Origin of the sequence: Enterobacter cloacae complex sp. 309I3 (assembly GCF_050031595.1) — a bacterium.
Classification (GTDB): domain Bacteria; phylum Pseudomonadota; class Gammaproteobacteria; order Enterobacterales; family Enterobacteriaceae; genus Enterobacter; species Enterobacter cloacae.
The window spans coordinates 4319545-4339312 of the sequence record NZ_JBLGWI010000001.1 but is presented as its reverse complement, the minus strand read 5'-3'; the positions used below and the strand labels follow the sequence as shown (position 1 = coordinate 4339312).

The 19768-nt window shown below is 56.1% G+C and carries 20 protein-coding genes; 5 read left to right on the top strand and 15 right to left on the bottom strand.

Annotated elements, in window-relative coordinates:
• Positions 1 to 2 precede the first annotated feature (2 nt).
• Complete coding sequence (locus ACQG22_RS20740) at positions 3 to 437, top strand: YhbP family protein (RefSeq protein WP_013098903.1); 435 nt, start codon at positions 3 to 5, stop codon at positions 435 to 437.
• Here ACQG22_RS20740 and ACQG22_RS20735 read toward each other — a convergent pair.
• Complete coding sequence (locus tag ACQG22_RS20735) at positions 417 to 935, bottom strand: type 1 glutamine amidotransferase domain-containing protein (RefSeq protein ID WP_013098902.1); 519 nt, start codon at positions 933 to 935, stop codon at positions 417 to 419. The genes ACQG22_RS20740 and ACQG22_RS20735 overlap by 21 nt on opposite strands.
• Before the next feature lie 128 nt (positions 936 to 1063).
• Between ACQG22_RS20735 and ACQG22_RS20730 the strand changes: the two genes are divergently transcribed.
• Both ACQG22_RS20730 and ACQG22_RS20725 read left to right on the top strand, forming a co-directional pair.
• Positions 1064 to 1708, top strand: coding sequence for an NAD(P)H-binding protein (locus tag ACQG22_RS20730; RefSeq protein ID WP_013098901.1), 645 nt, complete (start codon positions 1064 to 1066; stop codon positions 1706 to 1708).
• A gap of 40 nt (positions 1709 to 1748) precedes the next feature.
• Complete coding sequence (locus ACQG22_RS20725; protein ID WP_102752152.1) at positions 1749 to 2786, top strand: permease; 1038 nt, start codon at positions 1749 to 1751, stop codon at positions 2784 to 2786.
• A gap of 49 nt (positions 2787 to 2835) precedes the next feature.
• Here ACQG22_RS20725 and dolP read toward each other — a convergent pair whose 3' ends face one another.
• From dolP to ACQG22_RS20705, 4 genes are read right to left on the bottom strand one after another with little or no spacing between them, the layout of a single operon-like run.
• Positions 2836 to 3411, bottom strand: coding sequence for a division/outer membrane stress-associated lipid-binding lipoprotein (gene dolP / locus ACQG22_RS20720; protein WP_038420691.1), 576 nt, complete (start codon positions 3409 to 3411; stop codon positions 2836 to 2838).
• Between the two features lie 9 nt (positions 3412 to 3420).
• Positions 3421 to 4011 (bottom strand): DnaA initiator-associating protein DiaA, encoded by a 591-nt coding sequence (diaA, locus tag ACQG22_RS20715; protein WP_003861754.1) that lies wholly within the window; start codon positions 4009 to 4011, stop codon positions 3421 to 3423.
• A 21-nt stretch (positions 4012 to 4032) separates the two neighbouring features.
• Positions 4033 to 4428: a YraN family protein gene (locus ACQG22_RS20710; RefSeq protein ID WP_013098898.1), complete on the bottom strand. Its 396-nt coding sequence runs from the start codon at positions 4426 to 4428 to the stop codon at positions 4033 to 4035.
• Positions 4386 to 6533, bottom strand: coding sequence for a penicillin-binding protein activator (locus ACQG22_RS20705; RefSeq protein WP_038420689.1), 2148 nt, complete (start codon positions 6531 to 6533; stop codon positions 4386 to 4388). The genes ACQG22_RS20710 and ACQG22_RS20705 overlap by 43 nt, the downstream gene beginning before the upstream one ends.
• A gap of 62 nt (positions 6534 to 6595) precedes the next feature.
• Here ACQG22_RS20705 and rsmI point away from each other — a divergent pair, with 62 nt between their 5' ends.
• Entirely contained in the window at positions 6596 to 7459 is an 864-nt protein-coding gene (rsmI, locus tag ACQG22_RS20700) for a 16S rRNA (cytidine(1402)-2'-O)-methyltransferase (RefSeq protein WP_013098896.1), read from the top strand.
• Positions 7460 to 7512: 53 nt separating this feature from the next.
• On the opposite strand, the gene ACQG22_RS20695 is transcribed toward rsmI, so the two are convergent.
• The 9 genes from ACQG22_RS20695 to kbaZ all read right to left on the bottom strand — a co-directional run bounded on the left by ACQG22_RS20695 (position 7513) and on the right by kbaZ (position 16742).
• Positions 7513 to 9402: an enterotoxin gene (locus tag ACQG22_RS20695; protein WP_246932446.1), complete on the bottom strand. Its 1890-nt coding sequence runs from the start codon at positions 9400 to 9402 to the stop codon at positions 7513 to 7515.
• Positions 9403 to 9422: 20 nt separating this feature from the next.
• A complete protein-coding gene (kbaY, locus tag ACQG22_RS20690; protein WP_214453204.1) occupies positions 9423 to 10295 on the bottom strand; it encodes a tagatose-bisphosphate aldolase subunit KbaY in 873 nt (290 codons plus the stop codon).
• Between the two features lie 12 nt (positions 10296 to 10307).
• A complete protein-coding gene (locus tag ACQG22_RS20685) occupies positions 10308 to 11456 on the bottom strand; it encodes an SIS domain-containing protein (RefSeq protein ID WP_045293584.1) in 1149 nt (382 codons plus the stop codon).
• Between the two features lie 246 nt (positions 11457 to 11702).
• A complete protein-coding gene (gene nagA / locus ACQG22_RS20680; RefSeq protein WP_222169054.1) occupies positions 11703 to 12836 on the bottom strand; it encodes an N-acetylglucosamine-6-phosphate deacetylase in 1134 nt (377 codons plus the stop codon).
• A complete protein-coding gene (gene agaF / locus ACQG22_RS20675) occupies positions 12833 to 13267 on the bottom strand; it encodes a PTS galactosamine/N-acetylgalactosamine transporter subunit IIA (protein ID WP_029883376.1) in 435 nt (144 codons plus the stop codon). Before agaF ends, nagA begins: the two co-directional genes overlap by 4 nt.
• 16 nt (positions 13268 to 13283) lie before the next feature.
• Entirely contained in the window at positions 13284 to 14162 is an 879-nt protein-coding gene (gene agaE, locus ACQG22_RS20670) for a PTS N-acetylgalactosamine transporter subunit IID (protein ID WP_058680262.1), read from the bottom strand.
• Positions 14152 to 14931, bottom strand: a complete 780-nt coding sequence (agaW, locus tag ACQG22_RS20665) for a PTS N-acetylgalactosamine transporter subunit IIC (RefSeq protein WP_369706610.1) — start codon at positions 14929 to 14931, stop codon at positions 14152 to 14154. The genes agaE and agaW overlap by 11 nt, the downstream gene beginning before the upstream one ends.
• Positions 14932 to 14941: 10 nt before the next feature.
• Entirely contained in the window at positions 14942 to 15415 is a 474-nt protein-coding gene (gene agaV / locus ACQG22_RS20660; protein ID WP_013098888.1) for a PTS N-acetylgalactosamine transporter subunit IIB, read from the bottom strand.
• 19 nt (positions 15416 to 15434) lie between these two features.
• Positions 15435 to 16742: a tagatose-bisphosphate aldolase subunit KbaZ gene (gene kbaZ, locus ACQG22_RS20655; RefSeq protein WP_058680263.1), complete on the bottom strand. Its 1308-nt coding sequence runs from the start codon at positions 16740 to 16742 to the stop codon at positions 15435 to 15437.
• Between the two features lie 239 nt (positions 16743 to 16981).
• Here kbaZ and ACQG22_RS20650 point away from each other — a divergent pair, with 239 nt between their 5' ends.
• On the top strand, positions 16982 to 17791 hold the full coding sequence (locus ACQG22_RS20650; protein WP_013098886.1) for a DeoR family transcriptional regulator: 810 nt from the start codon (positions 16982 to 16984) through the stop codon (positions 17789 to 17791).
• 54 nt (positions 17792 to 17845) lie between these two features.
• Here ACQG22_RS20650 and garD read toward each other — a convergent pair whose 3' ends face one another.
• The gene (garD, locus tag ACQG22_RS20645) at positions 17846 to 19417 is read right to left on the bottom strand and encodes a galactarate dehydratase (protein ID WP_095440076.1); all 1572 of its coding nucleotides are present in this window, start codon (positions 19415 to 19417) and stop codon (positions 17846 to 17848) included.
• Positions 19418 to 19768 lie beyond the last annotated feature (351 nt).

Sequence of the window (19768 nt, the reverse complement as noted above, 5' to 3'; positions counted from 1 at the left end):
AAATGGAAACTCTGGCTGCCATTAACCGCTGGCTGGCGAAACAGCATGTTGTCACCTGGTGCGTGTATGACGACGGTGAAATGTGGTGCGCGAATGCGTTTTACTATTATGACCCTGAGCGCGTTGCGTTTTATGTGATGAGCGAAGATAAAACGCGCCATGCGCAGATGACCGGTCAGCAGGCGAAGGTGGCAGGGACAGTTAACGGTCAGCCTAAAACGGTGGCACTGATCCGTGGGGTACAGTTTAAAGGGGAGATCCGTCGTCTGGACGGTGAAGAGAGCGACGCGCGCCGTAAGCACTACACGCGCCGCTTTCCGGTAGCCGCCGCCTTAAAAGCCCCGGTGTGGGAAATCCGCCTTGATGAGCTGAAATTTACCGACAACACGCTGGGCTTTGGCAAAAAGCTGCACTGGCTACGCGCCGAGCAGGCGTAGCGCTTCGCGGTTGAACGCCGGCAGATCGTCCGGGGTTCGGCTGGTGATCAGCTGGTCTTTGTCGTTGACCACCTCCTGATCGTAAAACTCGGCCCCCGCGTTTTTCAGATCGACAACGATAGGTTTCACGGCAGTGAGTTTACGCCCGCGCACCACATCCGCGCTGATAAGCAGTTGCGGACCGTGGCAGATAGCAAAGACCGGTTTTCCGGTGGAGACAAAATCGCGGGTGAACGTTACGAAGCGCTCGTCGCCGCGCAGGGAATCCGGTGAATGACCGCCGGGTAACAGCAGGGCATCAAAATCAGACGGGCTGACGTTATCGATGGTCTCATCGATGGTCACGCTGGCCTCGCCCTTATGGCCTTTCACCGTTTTTCCCGCCTCTTTCTCAATGGTGATGACCTCATGTCCCGCCTTGCGGAACGCCTCAGCAGGTGAGGTGAATTCTGAATCTTCAAACTCGTCGGTAATCAGGACTGCGATTTTTTTACCCATGCTTCCTCCGTTGTTTTCGCTTCAGACTGTTTTTTTCCCGTTTGTGGTAAATACTTACCGGTAACAGACTTCTAAGTGTGGTTGACCATGCTGAGTTCGCAAACGGACTATTCTGTAAAGGGGATGAAATGAGTCAGGTACTGATTACGGGGGCAACCGGGCTGGTGGGCGATCATCTGCTGCGGCTGCTGATCCAGGATCGCAGGGTGAACTACATTGCGGCCCCGACACGTCGACCGCTGGCGGACATTTCTGGCGTCTTTAATCCTCACGATCCACAGCTGACCGACGCACTGGCGCAGGTGCAGGATCCCATCGATATCGCCTTTTGCTGCCTCGGGACAACGCGGCGTGAGGCGGGCAGTAAAGAGGCGTTTGTTCATGCTGACTATACGCTGGTGGTCGATACGGCGCTAACGGCGAAAAAGCTGGGTGCCACCCATTTTGTGGTGGTCAGCTCGCTGGGCGCCAGCGCCCGTTCGCCGTTCTTTTACAGCAAGGTGAAGGGCGAGATGGAAGAGGCCCTGATTGCCCAGAAGTGGGAGCGGTTGACAATAGTCCGTCCCTCCATGCTGCTGGGGCATCGCGACGAGCGTCGTTTTAACGAGTCGATGTTTGCCCCGTTGTTCCGCATTCTCCCCGGTAACTGGAAATCCATCGAGGCGCGCGACGTGGCGCGTGCGATGTTAAAAGAGGGGCTGTCACCATCGCAGGAGGGGGTGAATATCATCCCTTCGGCGAAACTGCGTGAAATCGCGCAGGGCGAGGCGTAAACTCCCCCGGCTAATTAAATAACACTCTCCGGGGAATGCTATGACTGGTCAGTCTTCATCTCAGGCGGCAACACCTGTCCAATGGTGGAAGCCCGCGCTCTTCTTTCTCGTGGTCATTATAGGCCTCTGGTATGTGAAATGGCAGCCGTACTACGGTAAAGCCTTCACTGCCGCCGAAACGCACAGCATCGGTAAATCTATTCTCGCTCAGGCTGATTCCAGCCCGCTTCGCGCGGCGTGGGATTATGCCATGGTCTATTTCCTTGCCGTCTGGAAAGCCGCCGTATTAGGCGTCATTCTGGGCTCGTTGATTCAGGTGCTTATCCCGCGTCACTGGCTGGTGAAAACCCTGGGGCAGCCACGCTTTCAGGGCACCCTGCTGGGGACCATTTTCTCCCTGCCGGGCATGATGTGTTCGTGCTGTGCCGCGCCTGTTGCTGCCGGTATGCGCCGTCAGCGAGTCTCTATGGGCGGTGCGCTGGCGTTCTGGATGGGCAACCCGCTGTTAAACCCGGCAACGCTGGTGTTTATGGGCTTTGTGCTGGGTTGGCATTTCGCCTTTATCCGTCTGGTGGCCGGTCTGCTGACGGTGCTGGTGGTGGCAACGCTGGTGCAGAAATGGGTGAAAGATAACGCCGTTGAACCGGCCGCCATTGAGCTTGATGTCAGCGAGCCACAGGGAAGCTTCTTTGCGCGCTGGGGGAATGCACTGTGGCAGCTTTTCTGGAGCACCATTCCTGTGTATATCCTGGCGGTGCTGGTGCTCGGGGCCGCACGCGTCTGGCTATTCCCGCATGCCGACGGCGCCATCGACAATACCCTGATGTGGGTCATTGCGATGGCCATTGCCGGTTGTCTGTTTGTGATCCCAACGGCGGCTGAAATTCCGATTGTGCAGACCATGATGTTGGCTGGCATGGGCACCGCACCGGCACTGGCGTTGCTCATTACCTTGCCTGCCATCAGCCTGCCGTCGCTTATCATGCTGCGTAAGTCATTCCCGGCGAAAGCGCTGTGGCTCACCGCAGGGCTGGTGGCGTTGAGTGGCGTGATTGTGGGGAGTATTGCGCTTCTGTGAAAAAAGCCCGGTGGCGCGAGCACGCACCGGGCTTACAGTCAGGTGGGAATTACTTAATGTAGGTAAATGCGGTGGTGACGTGTTTCACGCCGCTCACCCGGCTGGCAATATCGGCCGCCGCTTTCCCTTCACGGTCGGTAACCAGACCCAGCAGGAACACTTCGCCGTTTTCGGTCGTCACTTTCACGTTGGATGATTTCACCTGGTCTGAACCCAGCAGCTGGGAACGGACTTTGGTGGTGATCCACGTATCATTGGAGGCGGTACCAAGGCTGATTGGCTGCCCCTGACGGACTTCGTTGAAGACTTCCGCAGTGCCCTCTACGCCCATCGCGATCTGTTTTGCGCGGCTGGAGAGGTCAGTATTTGGCGCCTGGCCTGTCAGCAGCACTTTGCCCTGGTAAGCCGTCACGTTGATGCGCGCTTCTTTCTTAATTTGCTCGTCTTTCGACAGCGCACTGTTGACGCGCAGCTCCAGCGTGCCGTCATCTACCTGGGTGCCAACGGTGCGCGGATCGGTCGCTGCTTTGGTGCCGACGGCTGCGGTACCCACGACAGCCGCAGCGATACATCCCTGCAGCAGTAATGCAGACATAAGGACTGCGAGGGTCGATAAAGCCTTCATGAGAACTCCTTAATCATCCTGGTGAGGGAAAAGCGTGTTATCGATCAAATCACATAAGCAGTTCACCGTGAGCATATGCATCTCCTGAATGCGTGCGCTACGGTGAGACGGAATGCGGATTTCCACATCCTGCGGCCCCAGCAGGCCCGCCAGTTCGCCCCCGTCATAGCCAGTTAAGGCAACGATAGTCATATCGCGAGTAACGGCGGCTTCGACGGCTTTGACAATGTCACGGCTATTGCCGCGCGTGGAGATGGCCAGCAGCACATCGCCCGCATGGCCCAGGGCACGCACCTGCTTAGCGTAAATCTCGTCATGCAGACGATCGTTAGCAATCGCTGTTAAGACCACATTATCGGTATTAAGTGCAATGGCAGGTAAACTGGGGCGTTCTGTTTCAAAACGATTGATCATACTGGCAGCAAAATGCTGTGCGTTGGCAGCGGACGTGCCATTGCCACAACAGAGGATTTTGTTGCCATTGAGCAGGGACTGCACCAGCGTCATGGCGGCGCGAGAGATTGCGTCAGGGAGGGCTTCTGCCGCGGCAATCTGAGTCTGAATGCTTTCTGTGAAGCACACTTTAATTCTTTCGAGCACGTTATCCCTTTTAAATCTTAATTATGCGTCTTCGCCAAAAGCGTTTTTCAGCCATTCGATCTCGTTTCCGGTGAAGGCTAACACATCGAACCGGCAATCCACAGTATCAAAACTCCCATTATGGCGGGCAAGCCACAAGTGGGCAGTCTGTAATAATTTATGTTGTTTGGCGGGTGTCACGCTGGCGGCAGCACCGCCAAAACGGGAAGACTGTCGGTAGCGTACTTCCACAAACACAATGACCTGACCCTCTTTCATGATCAGATCGATTTCGCCGCCACGTCCGCGAACGTTAGCGGCGATAAAGCGCAGTCCCTTGCCCTCAAGCCAGCGACGCGCTTTTAATTCCCAGGCGTCGCCGGTCTCTTTACGGCTTAACTGGCCGGGACGATTTGTCCCTGCTGGTATTTGAGCCATGATAACTTCCTGTTAATCACGCAATCCTGAGTGGCCGTCAGATCGCCGGTATTGCCGTTTAGCTCAAAGCCCGGCACCTGACGCATTTGGGTAAAGTGGTTCGCCAGCGTCCAGGCATCGACGCCCATCGCGTACAGACGCGCCAGTGAGTAGTCGTTACGGACTGCGCTCAGCGCCTGCTGCATCAGGGCCGGATTGCTGCCCGCCAGCATCGGAATTTCGCTGTATTGCAGGCCGTCCATCTCCAGGCGGAAATCCGGGCCTGCGGTGCCTTGTGCGCTGCGAGAGCTGGCGTAGAGCGTGGCGCCGCTCTGGCTGCCGTTACGCATGGCGATCATCGGCTTGATGAAGGCAATCTCTTGTGGCGTAGCGACGATATAGGCCGCATCCACTTTACCGCCACCGCTAATCTGCGCATCGGTAGGTGGGGCAGGGATGGTCAGACCGCCAATCGTCACGCTCTGCTGCTGTGGCAGGCTTGCACTCACCGGGCTGCCGTTAAGCGCAATACCCGCGCCGCCGTTAACGCCCGCGCGCAGTTCAGAGACGGAGCCGAATTTCTGCTGCAGCACGATGCCGCCGCCCAGCTTCTGCCACTCTTCGGCAAAGGCGTTGGCGACGCGATCGCCCAGCGTACTGCGAGGGATCAGCAGCAGCGGAGACTGTTTCCCTTGCTCGTGAATATGACGCGCCGCATCGCGGGCTTCATCTTCCGGAGAGAGGGCGAAATAGCAGATATTGGCGCGGTTCTGAACCTGTTCAGGCTGGTTGAGCGCCAGCACGTTCAGCGCAGTGTTGCTCTTCATCAACTCTTCAACGTTGTTTTTCAGCAGCGGACCCACAACGATGCTGGCACCGTCCTGTTGCACCTGCGCCAGAACCTGATCGAGCGGTTGAGAACTGGTGTCGTAGATTTTCAGCTCAGCGCCCGGGTTAGCGCTGGTGGTGGCTACGGCCTGTGGCTGGGCGGCAGGTTGTGCTACGGGCTCAGTGGTCTGCGGTTGAGGTTGCTCCGCTGTCGCAGGCTCCGTCGCCGGTGCGGATTGTGTCTCTACCGGAGTCGCAGGCGCGGGTGCTGCGGCCGCTGGTGTGGTCGGTGCCGTCACCGGGTTCTGCATCGTCCCCTGCGGCGGCGTTTGTGCTGTGGTCAGGTCGCTGGTTTCCGCGGCGGAAGGGCTGACAACGTCGTTCACGTTTGCCGCCTGAGCTGCCTGCGCCGGAACTGCACTGCCGGTCACTGGCGTGGTACCGTTTTTCGCCGCTTCAAAACCTTGTTGAATGGTGCGGCCAAATACCGCCGCCTGGCCGTTCAACGGCAGAAGCAGGGCGATTTTGCTGGTGGAGGCAGGCTTAAAGTTCTGCACGTTCACCAGCTGTGTCGGCAGCATTTTCGCGCCCGGGTTTTGTGGGTAGCGCGTTTGCCAGTCGGTAATACCGGCTTTCAGCATGTTTGGATCGCTGCGGTTGTTAAACCACATCTGTTGCAGATCAAGCCACCCCTGCAACACGTTTTCATCAGCATTGATGACCAGCGCCTGCGCCTGTTCCTGGGTCATTGAGGCGAGCGCCTGCCAGGTGGCATCAATATTTTTCTGCTTGTCCGCACCGCCGAGCAGCGGCTCCTGGGCGATCAGCGCCCGCAGCAGCGTCAGGGAAGGGCGTCCCTGCTCAGCGGTAATCCCCGCCTGCCAGAAACGGGCCTGCTGATTTTTATCCAGTGCGCTTACGTCGATGTCGCCAAGGATCTTTTTCGCGGCGGCATAATCTTTCAGCGCGACTTTCAGCTCGGCAGAGAGCAGGCTCTGCTCAAGACGCTGGGCATCGTTAAGCTCGTGCGGAAGCTGGTTGAACAGTTCGGCGGCCTGCTGGGTTTTGCCCTCTTTCAGCAGTGCACGAATGGCGAGTAATTGCCAGTTGATCCTGGTATCATTTGAGCTTTGCGACATTTGTTGCAGATAAAAGCCAGAATCAGCCTGAGCGGATCCCTGCAGATGGGCCGTGCTCTGGTCAGGTGCCTGGGTGCCACAGCCTGCAAAGATCAGGGCTGCCAGCAGAAGCGGCACGCTGCGCGTGGCTTTTTTTCGAAGAAACGTTAACGGTACCATACTGTATCCAGTGATTTTTTTTACGCAATGCTCAATATTAAATCGGCAATACGGACGAAACAATGAAACAACACGAAACGGCAGAGAATTCTCAAGGCCAGCTTTATATTGTACCTACTCCTATCGGGAATTTGTCTGATATTACCCAACGTGCGCTGACCGTATTGCAAGCTGTTGATTTAATTGCCGCTGAAGATACCCGGCATACCGGTTTATTGCTGCAACACTTTGCGATTAACGCTCGTCTCTTCGCCCTGCACGATCATAATGAGCAGCAAAAAGCAGAAACGCTGGTGGCGAAGCTCAAAGAGGGGCAGAACATTGCGCTCGTCTCTGACGCCGGTACGCCACTGATTAACGATCCGGGCTACCATCTGGTGCGTACCTGCCGTGAAGCCGGGATCCGGGTGGTCCCTCTGCCAGGACCGTGTGCTGCGATTGCTGCGTTGAGCGCAGCGGGCCTGCCATCCGATCGTTTCTGCTATGAAGGTTTCCTGCCCGCCAAATCCAAAGGCCGCCGTGACGTGTTAAAAGAGCTGGAAGCTGAACCGCGTACGCTGATTTTCTACGAATCCACGCATCGCCTGCTGGAAAGCCTGGAAGATATGGTGACCGTCTGGGGAGAGAGCCGCTACGTGGTGCTGGCGCGCGAGCTGACCAAAACCTGGGAAACCATTCACGGCGCGCCGGTCGGCGAACTGCTGGCGTGGGTAAAAGAGGACGAAAACCGTCGCAAGGGTGAGATGGTGCTGATTGTCGAAGGGCATAAAGCGGAGGAGGACGCACTGCCTGCCGATGCGCTGCGTACTCTGGCACTGCTACAGGCTGAATTGCCGCTTAAGAAAGCGGCAGCACTGGCGGCAGAAATCCACGGCGTGAAGAAGAATGCGCTCTATAAATATGCGCTGGAGCAGCAGGGGGAGTAAGCCCCTGCGTGCTTATTTTGCCGGGTGACGGCTGCGCCTTACCCGGCCTACGATTAGTGAACAGGCATCGCCTCAAACACCAGCGTTTCCAGCGGTTTGAGGGTAATCACCACCGCGTTTTTATACTCTGCCGGTATCGTGGCGTTACTGCCATAGACCGTTTTCAGGCTAAACGGCGTCGCGTCTCCGGTCGGGATTTCGAAATCTTTCGTCAAATCCAGATAATAGCTTTGCGGTTTATCCGACGGGTTTCGTAATCCAAAAATGGCTTTGTCTTTATTCCACGACGCCCAGCCGTAGATCTCAAGCGCCGTTGGGTCTCCGCCAATCCAGTGGGTATCCACCAGCACACTGGCGTTATCCCGGGACCATTTGGCAGCCTGCGCCAGGGTATCCCACTTCGCCTTGTTGAGCATTGAAGGGGTGATATACAGCTCCTGCAACTGGGTGCCGGTGGCGAAGTAGCTCCAGACCTGGTCAGCAAAATCGCTGTCCGTTTGCACCTTCTCCAGACCGTAATACGCATTCTCCGCGCTGACGATCCCGTGATACATCAGGGAGTTCAGCGGGAATAGCGGACCTTTACGCACAATAGAGCGATACGTCTCCGCATCGCGATAGGTCATCCACTGCTGCACCGGTGTGCCGGGGCCGTACAGGTTGATGTCGTCTCCCTGACGCCAGATGGAATCGGCGTAGAACAGCCAGGATGGGCTGGCATTGGTACCGGTCGTCAGGTTAATAAACAGATTCGGATTGGCGCTGCGCATGTTATGCAGCAGTGCGATAGAGGCGTCAAAATCCGAGGCGAACGGGCTGCCCTTAATATGCGAATTGGCATTACCCATCCCGTCGAGCTTGAACGAGGTAATGTGCTCGTTTTTGATAAGCTTAACGATCTGCTCATTAAAGTTCTTAAAATAGTTCGGGCCTGACAGCGCCAGCTTCCCGTCTACTGTTTCGAAACCGTACTCTTTTGCATGCGAGACGCGCGTATCGCGCGGTTTGTTATATCCGCCCCATGGCGAGAGCCACAGGCCAACAGAGCTGTGCAGGCTGTCTGCTTTCTCCCGTACCTTGCCAAAACCTTTGCTGAAAGCCGGGCCGAACAGCCAGCGCCCGGTCAGGTCATCCCAACCATCGTCAAGCAGGAAAGCATCCAGCGCGACACCCCGCCCGGCAATAAACTCCTTGTTCCATTCGTCCATCCGCCCCAGCACATCCTGCTCGGAGTACGGGGTAAAGAAGCCGATATCCATCCAACTGTTGTAGTGTAAGTAAGGTTTATACGGACGCGGACGCACGACATCGATAAACTGGTTTACGCTACGGCGCAGTTGGCTGGTCTCCGGGAAGGTACCGAAGTAGGTGGTGTAGCTGACCGGGGTTGCCGGCTGAATGGGGGTTTTCAGCTCCACATTGAGGTTGGTCGTCGCTTCATAGGCGTACGTGTTAATGATGGGTTTATCCGGCAGGATAAAGAACGAGTCTGCGATAATCGGCGAGCTGTTAATTGCCCCATCTACGTAAGGTGCCTGAGCCTGCTTTTTGGTCGGGAAGAAGGTGATTTTCGCCACATCCCGTGGCTGCCCGACGGCGGCGATGGTGTAGTCGATGCTGGCGTATTTGCCCTTCACCAGGTTCAACTTCACCGTCACGTTAAAGTCAGGATGGGTGAAGTCGACGACAATTCCACTGTCCTGTTTTTCGACATCTTTGACCTTAAAATCCGCCGTGTGAATTTTAGTCTCGTCCGGCAGCGTCAGAAAGAACAGCTCCTGCGGCGTCAGCGGATGATTAGCCCTGGTGTCCTTCACCACGACCGTCGAGTTCGCGTCATCAAATGACAGGGCAATGTTGTCGTTATTAAGGGAGTAATTCGCTGCTATCGCGCTATGGGAAACACACAGGGCAAGCATGGATAGGGTGAGGATTTTTTTCATCAGGGTAAGATCCTTTTTCATCAGGCTTCTGCCGGAAGCAGCAAGCGGTTTGCCGAGCCACACACGGTAATTTTGCTTCTGACCACCTCTTTCATGGCATCCATTCCGACCCGCATATAAAAACGCGGATCGTTACCCTGCGGGTTTTCAGCAAACCAGGCTTTCACTGCGTCAGAGAAGGCGATTTTCAGCTCGGTCGCCACGTTGACTTTGCACACACCCAGCGCGATGGTGCGACGTACATCCTCATCCGGCACATCGCTCGCGCCATGCAGCACCAGCGGCACGGTGACCACTTCGCGGATCTCGGCCAGGCGCTGAAAGTCAATTTTAGGGCGTTTGGTATACAGGCCATGTGCGGTGCCGATGGCGACGGCGAGGCTATCCACGCCGGTCAGTTCGACAAAGCGTTTCGCTTCCTGCGGGTCGGTGAGAAATGCACTCTCCTCGTCGACGCTCATGTCATCTTCCACGCCGCCCAGACGGCCCAGCTCAGCCTCGACGCTACAGTCGTTGAGGTGGCAGAAATCGACTACCGATTTCACCAGCTTCACGTTTTGTTCAAACGGATAGTGGCTGCCGTCGATCATCGCGCTACGCACGCCAGCGTTAACCTTGCGACGAATATCGTCGAGGGATTCGTGATGATCGAGATGCAGCGCCAGCGGCATGTCGTAAGTTAATGAATATGCGCTGCACAGGGCGTAGATCTCTTCCAGGGCAATATGTTTGAACGTGCCCGGCGTGCCTGCGAGGATCACTGGCGATCGCATCTCGCTACACACTTCGAGGATCGCCTGGATCGTCTCTGCGTTGTGGATGTTAAACGCCGGCACGGCGTAGCCTTTTGCCTGTGCGTCCTGCAGAAGATATTTCGTTGAGATAATGCTCATGATGCGATCCTCTTAAGCCTGCCACGGGTGAATAACAACGCCCTGTACCACGCGGTTGACCGTGCCGCTGGCGGATGGCGTATCGGGTGTATTGCCCACGCTGAGGGACTGGGACAGCGCAAAGACCTGGGCGTACATCAGGAAGCAGAACGCCTGTTCCATATCAATAAACGGGCGTGAAGGCGGCAGCAGGATGTGCGGGCCCGCTTCAATCACCGGATCGTTTTCAGCGGCGATGGCGACAACGCGCAGGGCCTGGCGATCGCGACGCAATTCGGCCAGAAGATCCAGATCGTACTGACGCGTATACGGATGGCTGGAGATAAACACCACCACCAGCGTTTCGTTATCTACCAGCGACTTAGGCCCGTGACGGAACCCCGTTGGGGAATCGTAGAATGCCGCCAGCTTGCCCGCGGTCAGTTCCAGTACCTTCAGCGCCGATTCGCGTGCCGCCCCCTGCAGGCCACCGCTTCCCAGGTAGACGATCCGTTTCCAGGGCTCGTTACCAAATACGCCATGGCGGAAATCACCAAGTGAGGTGAGGATCGCCTGACAGCGATCGGCCACGTCGCGGAAGGTGTTGCTGTTGATCGTCTCTGGCGCGAATACGGCCAGGCAGCTTGCCATCATGGTGGTGATACTGCTGGTCATCGCGAAACCGCGATCGTGCGTTTCGGCAGGCATCAGCAGGGCACAGGCGTTATCACTGTCGATAGCGCTCTGATACAGGTTTCCCGCCTCGTTACAGGTGATCGACAGGTGGTAGCACTCCGGCACGAACTGATTGGCCAGCTCAACGGCGGCGACGCTCTCAGGGCTGTTACCGGAACGGGCAAATGAGATCAGCAGCAGCGGATGTGCAGGGCTGAAGTAATCCATCGGGTTTGTGACCAGATCGGTTGTCGGAACGGCGCAGATGTTTTTCCCGGTGTGGCTCGCAAGCCATGGCGCAATAATATCGCCTATAAACGCGGACGTGCCCGCGCCGGTCAGTACGATCCGCAGATCGTGCTTACGCAGCAGTGGCGTCAGGAAACTGTCAATCGAGGAGCGCAAATTATCGATGTTGTGGAGCGAGCGGATCCAGCTGGCAGGCTGCTGGCGGATCTCTTCTTCGGTCCAGGTGCCGGTGGTGGCGGTGGGGGTGATCTGTGGCATAACTCAATCCTTAGTCGTGTGAATTCCACATCAGACGCTGGCAAATGTGTCGCTATCTTTCGTTTCGTTTCACTTGTTCACTTAAGCAGTTAAATAAAATCTATAGAAAAGAAATCGAAAGTTCAATGAAAGAAAAGAAATAAAACGAAAAGTGTGATCGCGAAAGGAAAGGGTAAACTTAAGGAAAGGAAAAGAAAGGCCTTACGGTTTGGCGCCATAAAGCCAAAAGGAGACACAATAAAAGGGCTAAAGGGGGAGAGCCTGGCCCTGAATCCAGATCTGCTGAAGGTGTAAACCATCATCCAGCGCAATAATATTGGCGCGTTTCCCTGGCGCTAAGGAGCCAAGCTGATGATCAATGCCCAGCAGGCGGGCAGGATGCAGCGAAGCCATATGAATAGCCTCTTCTGCTGTCACACCCGCATGTTCCACCATATGCCTGACGGCGGCATCCAGCGACAGCGTGCTTCCCGCCAGCCCGCCGGAGACGGTTTTCACTACGCCGTGGTGCATTGTGACCTCTTCGCCACAGAGCATATACCGCCCGTCCGGCATACCTGCCGCCTGCATGGCATCGGTAATCAGCACCACGCGGTCCTTCGCACAGCAGCTACATATACGCATGGCGCCCGGATGAACATGATGACCGTCGGCAATAAGTTCCAGCCACGCCCGTTTGTCCGTCAGCCCGGCACCGACCATACCCGGCGCTCTGTGATGCAGCCCCGTCATACCGTTAAAGCAGTGCACCAGTCCGTCTGCACCGGCGTCAAAGGCGGCGAGGGTTTGCTCGTACGTGGCGCCACTGTGGCCCAGCATCACACGGATACCCCGCTGCTTCAGGTGGCGAATGGCCTGTAGCGCGCCGGGCTTTTCCGGTGCCAGTGCCACCACCTTCAGCGTGTTGTGCGATACCGCAATCAACGCGTCCAGCTCGGCGATATCCAGTTCACGAAACAGTTCAGGCGGATGCGCCCCTTTGTTCTGCGGCGTAAAGTACGGGCCCTCCAGATAGCTGCCCAGAATCTGCGCGCCAGGGCCGCCTGACTGACAGCGTCGGGCGATCCGCGTGAGTGCGCCGTGAATCGCCTCCATCGGCGCGGTGACCGTCGTGGGCAAAAATGCCCCGACGCCTTCACGTGCTTTATGAAGAGCCAAAACGTCCAGCGCATCGGGGGCGTCATCCATCACATCCACACCCATGCCACCATGAACGTGAATATCGATGTACGCCGGACAAAGCTGCCCGGCATCGCGAGCGTTAACCCCCGCAGGGACAGGTTCAATCGCCGTGATAACGCCGTTCTCGATACGAAGCTGGTGGTCATCCAGCCAGCCCTGTTCGGTCAGTACCCGCCGCGCGCGCAGTAGCTGACTCATATCCCTTCCTCAGCGGGAGCTTCCTCGCGACAGCGGCCAAGCTCATCTACCAGGCTCGTCAGACCACGGTGACCACACTCCAGCGCCTGCCGACGAAACGCTTCGCTGCTCAGACCCTCACGTTCGAGCACCATCTCCAGCAGCAATTGCAGGTTGGTGCCGGTGATCACTTCGCTGCCCGGTCTTTTCATAGCGAGCGTAGAAGCAACGCGAAACGGCGTCCCGCCCAGCAGATCGGTAAGGAACACAATATCGTGCCGGGCATCGAGCTCGCTCACCGCCTGCTCAAGCTCCGCTGTCAGCCGCGCGGTGGTGGAGGTTTCCGGAAAATCGATGGCGATAAACTGCGGCTGCTCGCCGAGGATTTGCTTCATAGCCTGCTCAAGCCCGCTGGCAAATCCACCGTGACCCGTCAAAATAATGCCTAACATCGCAACCTCTTTGTTTTTACAGGAAGTGACAGAATTTACCGACAACACCCAGCACCACGGTGATACCAATCAGCCGCAGCGGGCTCCAGCCACGACGCACTAACCAGAACATGGTCAGGGTGTAGACCAGCGGCAGAAACGCAGGCATCAGCTTATCGATAACGTCAGCCTGCAGTTTAACGACCGCATCCCCGGCTTTGATTTCGAGTGTGGTATTGAGACGAACATAGGTTGCCACCAGCGCACCGATTACCGTCATCCCGACGATGGAAGCCGCATGGCCGACCTTTTTAGTATTGGCTTTGATCAACGGAATGGCTGCGACACCCATCCGGTAAGCGTAATGCGCCAGGCCAAAACGCAGGCCGAGATGCACCACGTTAAACAGCACGATAAACACCACCGCACCCAGAATCGAACCTTGCAGCGCCAGGCTGGCGCCGATACCGCCGCAGATAGGCAACAGGGTCAGCCAGAACATGGCGTCACCAATGCCGCCAAGCGGCGCACCGACGGCAATTTTGGTGCTCTGGATGCTGTTTACATCCTGTTTGGAGCGTTCCATCGCCAGAATAATGCCAATAACAAAGGTCACCAGGAACGGGTGGGTATTAAAGAACCCCATGTGACCTTTCATGGCGCGTGCCAGATCGCGCTTGTTGGTATGGATCTTTTTCAACGCAGGCAGTAACCCGTAAAGCCAGCCGGAGGCCTGCATACGTTCATAGTTGAATGAGGCCTGCAGCAGCATAGAACGCCAGGCGACGCGGTTGATGTCCTTTTTGGTCAGTTCGGCACCGATGCTCTGGTCTTCGTAGAAGTTTTCATTGACGCCGGTCAGCAGCGTCTCTTCGCTTTCAGACACGCCCGGTAATGTTGTGTGATTAGATGCCATCTTCGAATTCCTCTTTCTGGGCTGCAGGCGCCGCCGGTTCAGGTGATTTACGCATCAGGTCTATCAAAGCCATGGCCAGCGCGGCAGCGGCAATCGCCAGAACCGGAAGCTTGAGCCAGGCCGCAGCGACAAAACCGATAATGAAGTAGGGGATGTAGACGTTTTTCATCATTATTTTGAGCAGCACGGCAAAGCCAATGGCAGGCATGATGCCGCCCGCGACGCCAAGGCCATCAATCAGGCGCTCCGGCAGCACATCAATGGCGGTTTTCGTGTGCTCCGCACCAAAGTAAATGGGCAGAAATGCGCACAAGAAATAGAAGAGGCCAAGTGCCAGCAGAGCCAGATAGTTAACCCGTTCAATGCCGTTGGTATCTGCATTAGCCGCCATGCGATCGCAGCGGGACATCACGCCGGACATTACCGAGAAGAGGAAAGTAATTCCCATCTGTACCGCGACGGCAAACGGCACGGCGACCCCGACGGCGACATCCGGTTTCACGCCTGTGGTGATGGCAAACGTGGTCCCGACGATGGTGCCGATAATGACGTTTGGCGGCTGTGCGCCCGCGAGCGGTGCCAGACCCATCCAGACCAGCTCTAACGTCCCGCCGGTTAAAATCCCGGTGTGCAGATCGCCAAGGATCAGGCCAACTAGCGGCCCGAGTACGACCGGACGGTGCATGTGTGTTAAGCCATTAAACATATCCAGACCCGCGATAAAGGCGAGAAGCCCCAGCGCGAAAGCCTGCAACAGACTGATTTCCATTGTGAATCCCTCAAAGCAGTTTAAAGAGATCCAAAGCAGTCTCTGTTGGAACGCCCTGAACGAAGCATTCCACCCCGGCCGCTTTCAGGCCGTTGAAGGCGGCGATATCGTCCGCGTCTACAGATACCGTTTTGGCAATTTGTTGTTTGCCACTGGCGTAGTGCATGTTTCCTACGTTGATACGGGTGATGGGCACGCCCCCCTCAACCAGCTTCAGAAAATCAGCGGGAGATTTACAGACCAGCAGAATTTTCTGGCGATCAGCGGCGCGATGAATGTTGTCGATCACTTTTTGCAATGACCAGAAACGCACGGCGATCCCCTCCGCGAGCACCATTTCCATCAGGTTCTGTTGAACCGGATCCTCTGCCACCTCGTCATTCGCGACCAGTACCAGGTTCGCCCCCGCGAACCCCACCCATTGCACGCCCACCTGACCGTGGATCAGACGTTCATCAATTCGGCATAAGACAATGTTTGGCATAGCTTTTTCCTCTTTTTAATTATGCATGCTGAGTCGTTACGCCTTCGCAGGCGGCGTGGTACTGCTGAAGTATGTCCTGAATGTGGTTGATGATGAGTTCTCGCGGCGTTGACTTGAGAGCCCCCTCGCGAACTTTGCTGTACTGCAACGGCAGATACTGGCTAATCAGCGGCAACGGTAGCGGTTCGTCCGCCAGGTTACGCACCAAACGTTCAAAGGCATCGTCAATCTGGCTGTCCGGCCAGTAGTAGCGTACGCGGTCAGAGTAGCTGTAGCCACGCGCCAGGCGGCGTGCGTTGCTGTCGCCATGGTAGTGGCTTTGCCAGTATTCCGGCCGATCGAGCATCACGTTTTCCAGCACGTGACGCAGGCCCGAGCTGGCTTTCGCTGGCAGCAGCTCTTCTTCTATGGCAGCCAGCGCAAAGAGTGCCTCACGCAGAGCGAAGGTAAGGGCCGGGCCGACTTTTAAAATGGCGAAGTGGTCCTTTACCAGCTGGCGAAGCGCCTGTGGCGTCTGGTAGTCGGTAGAGTGCGCTTCAAAAACCAGCGTATCGTAGGCTTCAACCATGGTGCTCAGGGCATGGGCTTTTTGCGGCTGGTAGTCACAGACGTGCGCATGGTCGAACTCCACGCCAGGCTGAACCACCAGGCCAATAATGCGTGGCCAGATGTCACCTAACCCTTCCTTTTCAAACGCATGACGATGCGCCTCAAGCGTCGCGCGAGCCGCGTCCGGCGTGGTGACTTCAAGCTCGGTAAGCGTTTCGTGCGCGCCACCCGGCACGGGGACTTCAGTGCCAATGACATAGACCAGATCGGATTCACCAGACTGTTCACGGCAGGTCTGTTCGGCGACTTTCGCCAGACGTGCCGCGCGTTCGGCGACGATCGCGTCGGTCAAAGGAACCGGATCATCCTCGCAGGACATACTGCAGTCGAGGTGGATCTTTTTGAACCCGGCTGCGACATAGCTTTTAATAAGATCGTCAGCATTGGACATCGCTTCCTGCGCGGGCAGGTGTTGCCAGCGGTTTGGCCCTAAGTGGTCGCCGCCGAGGATCAGCTGCGACGCGGGGAAGCCAAGAGAGTCCGCCAGCTTGCGGACGAACCCGTAAAAGTCGGCGGGCGTCATGCCGGTGTAACCGCCAAACTGATCGACCTGGTTTGAGGTGGCTTCAATCAGCAGCGGCGTTTGTTGCGAATGGGCGTAACGAATTGCAGCTTCAAGTACTAATGGATGTGCGGAACAGACGGCATAAATCCCGTTTGTATTCCCCCGTTTATGTTGTTCCACCATATCAGTCAGATGTTTCACTTTCCTCTCCATTTCGGATGGTGATGGTATTCATCTTTCGTTTTGTTTCATTTGATACTGCATTATGGTGGTATAAAAATAAAACGAAAGATAATAGTTTTCCGATCTGTTTCACAAAAGAAACGCAATGAAAGGTTTCAGCGTCGGGAAGGGGAGGGTAAGAACGGCATATGGGGCTTGCATTCCCCTAAAAGAAAGGCCTTAATAGGCAAAACGAAATGAAACGAAAGTTTATTTATAAAGGATCGCGTATGAGCAGCACTGATTCCTCCGCGGAAAAGCGCATCACCGGCACCAGTGAAAGGCGAGAGCAGATCATTCAGCGGTTGCGGGCGCAGGGAAGCGTACAGGTTAACGATCTTTCCCATTTATACGGCGTGTCGACGGTCACGATCCGCAACGATCTGGCTTTTCTGGAGAAGCAAGGTATCGCCGTTCGCGCCTATGGTGGCGCGTTGATTTGCGAAGGCAATGTGCCGGGCGTTGAACCCTCCGTTGAAGATAAAAGCTCGCTGAATACTGCCGTGAAGCGCAGCATCGCGAAAGTTGCCGCAGAACTGGTAAAGCCAGGGCATCGCATCATTCTGGATTCGGGTACCACAACGTTTGAAATTGCCCGAATGCTGCGCCAGCACACGGATGTGATTGCCATGACCAATGGCATGAACGTCGCGAACGCTTTGCTGGAAGCGGAAGGAGTGGAACTGCTGATGACAGGCGGGCATCTGCGCCGTCAGTCGCAATCCTTCTATGGCGACCAGGCGGAGCAGTCATTGCAGAATTATCACTTCGATCTTTTGTTCCTGGGCGTTGACGCCATCGATCTCGATCGCGGTGTGAGCACGCACAACGAAGACGAGGCGCGCCTCAACCGCCGGATGTGCGAAGTGGCAGAGCGTATTATTGTCGTGACCGACTCCAGCAAATTTAACCGCTCGAGCCTGCATAAAATCATTGATACACAACGGATTGATATGATTATTGTCGACGAAGGCATCCCGGCGGAGAGCCTGGATGGGTTGCGTAAAAGCGGGATCGATGTGGTGTTGGTGAAAGGGTAGTTTCTCCCCTCACCCTAACCCTCTCCCCTGTGGAGAGGGCAGGGTGAGGGGCTATCACGTCACCGGTGCCGGGTTAAACACCGCCAGCTGATTGTGCAGCCCCCACTGGTCCGAGAAGGTTTTCTTCCTGCCGCTCGCCACATCCAGAATAAAGTGGAACAGCTTCCAGCCTACCTCTTCTATGCTCTCTTCCCCGGTGGCGATGGTGCCTGCGTTAATGTCCATTAAGTCATACCAGCGGTTAGCCAGCTCAGTGCGGGTGGCCATTTTAATCACAGGCACCGCCATCAGGCCGTACGGCGTACCGCGTCCGGTGGTAAAGACCTGCACCGTAATGCCGGAAGCCACCTGCTGGGTGCCGCAAACAAAGTCACTGGCCGGGGTTGCCGCGTAGATCAAACCGCGTTTCGTTGGGCGCTGGCCCGGCGAGAGGACTTCTACAATGGCACTTTGACCGGATTTGGCGATAGAGCCGAGCGCTTTTTCCACCACGTTCGCCAGGCCCCCTTTTTTGTTCCCCGGAGAGGGGTTGGCGCTGCGGTCGGTTTTTCCCATATCGAGGTAATTATCGTACCAGGCCATCTCTTCGAGCAGGCGTTTGCCCACCTCTTCGTTGATGGCGCGTGGCGTGAGTAGATGGATGGCATCTCGCACTTCTGTCACTTCAGAGAACATCACCGTGGCCCCGCAGCGAACAAACAGGTCGGAGGCATAACCCACCGCCGGGTTGGCGGTCACGCCGGAAAACGCATCGCTGCCGCCACATTGTGTACCAACCACCAGCTCGGAAGCCGGGCAGGTCTCACGTTGACGCGTATTGAGTTTAGCCAGATGACGCTCTGCAACCTCAAGGATATCGTCAACCATCGAACGGAAACCAACGTGGTGTTCGTCCTGCAGACGTACAATGCTGGCCTCATCGGCCGGAATGGCTTTTACATCCTCGGTGCCCTGCAGCAGGCGCTCAGGCTGTAGCTTTTCACAACCCAGGCCTATCACCATCACTTCGCCACCAAAGTTCGGGTTCAGGGCGATATTGTGAATAGTTCGGATTGGCACCACGGCCGCAGGGGCATTGATCGCCACGCCGCAGCCGTAAAGGTGATTCAGCCCCACCACGCCATCAACGTTCGGGTACTTTGGCAGCAGATCGCGCTCAATGAGTTTCACCACGTAATCCACCACGCCTGCCACACAGTGAACGCTGGTGGTAATGCCGAGCAGATTCTTGGTTCCAACGCTGCCGTCTGCGTTGCGATAGCCTTCAAAGGTGTACCCTTCCAGCGGTGGCAGCGGCTCCGGGACACGGGTCGCCAGCGGCAGGGTGTTCAACGGTGGGGCTTCTGGCAGCTCGACCAGAGACTCATCAATCCAGCTGCCTTGCGGAATGGCACGGACGGCATAGCCAATGACTTCACCATAACGCACGATTTCACCCTGGGCCGGGATATCCACCAGCGCCACTTTATGCCCCTGCGGAATATGTTCAATCAGCTCCAGGCCATCCGGGAAGCGGGTTCCGGCTTTTAAGCCATTGTCGTTCACAATAATTGCCACATTATCCGTGTCGTGAACTTTTATATAGAACGCCGTCGGCAACGCTTGTCGAATTTCAATGTCGGCCATTGTTCAATATTCTCCAGCAAAGAATCTGATAATTAATACAGCCAATTTTCTTATGGCAAAAATAAAAACGCAGCTTGCGAAAATAGAGCATGTCAGGAGACAGAGCGTGAGAATGTGATCGCGATCGCTCCCGAACCAGTAATGGCTGATTCTGTGCATCAGCGCCCAGTGGTTTGTGCATATGCTCAAAATATTATTGAAACAGAGCGTAACACTTGAGCATTAAAACAATGTGCTGCCGGAAAGCGGCGATTATACTGAATGACGATTTTATCACGCCGAAATAGAGAATAAATATAACGCTGGTAATAAGTATACTGACCAGGGCTGCGGAATTAAAAAGGTAAATAC